This is a genomic window from Streptomyces sp. NRRL B-24085, assembly GCF_001282115.1.
GTDB lineage: Bacteria > Actinomycetota > Actinomycetes > Streptomycetales > Streptomycetaceae > Streptomyces.
Window position 1 is genome coordinate 1 of record NZ_LJBR01000675.1, and the last position, 1,759, is coordinate 1,759.

1 protein-coding gene is annotated in these 1,759 nt (G+C 69.6%); it reads left to right on the forward strand.

Annotated features, from left to right (window positions below):
- Positions 1 to 3: 3 nt before the first annotated feature.
- Entirely contained in the window at positions 4 to 1,560 is a 1,557-nt protein-coding gene (locus AOJ26_RS41115) for an LCP family protein (protein WP_063790397.1), read from the forward strand.
- Positions 1,561 to 1,759 lie beyond the last annotated feature (199 nt).

The window sequence follows — 1,759 nt, forward strand, 5'->3', positions numbered from 1 at the left end:
CCCGTGGCCCCCGGCCGGAACGTCCCGCCGCCGCGCAGGCGCCGGGGCGCGCCGCCCGAGGAGCCGCCGCCGGGGCGGCGCGGACGCCGGCCCGTCAAGAAGAAGTCGACGGCGAAGAAGGCGCTGCTGTGGACCGGCGGCACGATGGCCTTCGTGCTGATCGCGGCAGCGGGCGGCGGGTACCTCTACATCCGCCACCTCAACGGGAACATCACCTCCGTCTCCGACGACGGCGCGAGCACCGGCGGCTTCCAGTCGGACAAGGCGATCAACATCCTGCTGATCGGCACCGACAAGCGCACCGGCAAGGGCAACGAGAGCTACGGCGACAAGGACAGCGTCGGGCACGCGGACACCACGATCCTGCTGCACGTCTCCAAGGACCGGACCAACGCGACCGCGCTGAGCATCCCCCGCGACCTGATCGTGGACGTGCCGGACTGCCCGACCACCCAGGAGGACGGCAGCACCAAGGTCATCCCGGGCTCGGACGACGTCCGCTTCAACACCAGCCTCGGCCAGGACGAGCGCACCCCGAGCTGCACGGTGCGGACGGTCACCGAGCTGACCGGCATCCAGGCCGACAACTTCATGGTGGCCGACTTCAACGCGGTCAAGACGCTGACCACGGCCGTCGGCGGGGTCGAGGTGTGCCTCGCCAAGGACATCGACGACGAGGACTCCAAGCTCAAGCTGTCCAAGGGCACGCACACCATCTCGGGCGAGCAGGCCCTCGCGTTCGTGCGCACCCGGCACTCGGTCGGCTTCGGCGGTGACCTGAGCCGGATCGGGCTCCAGCAGCAGTTCCTGAGCGCGCTGATGCGCAAGCTGAAGTCGAACGACACGCTCACCAACCCGGCGAAGATGCTGAAGCTGGCGGAGGCGGGCACCAAGGCGCTGACCGTCGACTCGCAGCTGGACAGCATCGGCAAGCTGAAGGACCTCGGTCTGGAGCTGGGCAAGCTGAACGTGAAGAACCTGACGTTCACCACCGTGCCGGTCGTCGACAACCCGGCGGAGAAGGTGAAGGCGACGGTCGTCCTCAACGACGCGACGGCTCCCACGGTGTTCGACATGATCAAGAACGACGTGTCGTTCACCGAGGTCAAGAAGAAGGCGAAAGCGTCCAAGAGCGCCGAGGCGGCCGAGGCCGCGGCCCGGCTCAAGGGCACCAAGTCCGCCGCGTCCGAGGTGCGGGTGCGCATCCTCAACGGCGGTGCGGCGGCGGGCAGCGCGCAGGCCGAGCTGGAGTACCTCCAGAACGAGGAGGGCGTGCTGAAGTCGGAGAACGCGGGCAACGCGAACGCGTCGCTGGCGAAGACGACCCTGGAGTACGCCCCCGACCAGGCCGACCAGGCGCGCCGCCTCGCCGACATCCTGGGCCTGTCCGGGGCGCAGCTCAAGCCGGGCAAGAGCGTCACCAACGCGCAGGGCCTGCCCACGATGACCCTGACCCTGGGCAAGGACTTCAAGGGCGCCGGGGTCTCCTTCACCACGGCGACGAAGGCACCGGAGGGGGTGCAGCAGTCCACGGCCGACAAGGTCGAGTGCGCCAAGTGAGGTGACCTGAAGGGCCTGTCGTGCGTCTTACCGGTCGTACGGCAGGTCTTTCGTCGGTTCGGTGTGAGGGTGGGGAGACAGGGGATGGCGCACAGCGGTGTGCACGAGGAGGGGGCGCGGCCGGTTTCCCGGCCCGCTCCAGGCCCGCGGGAAGCCGGCCGCGCCCCCGCCTAGCGCACACCGCGGGCAGAGGGGACGG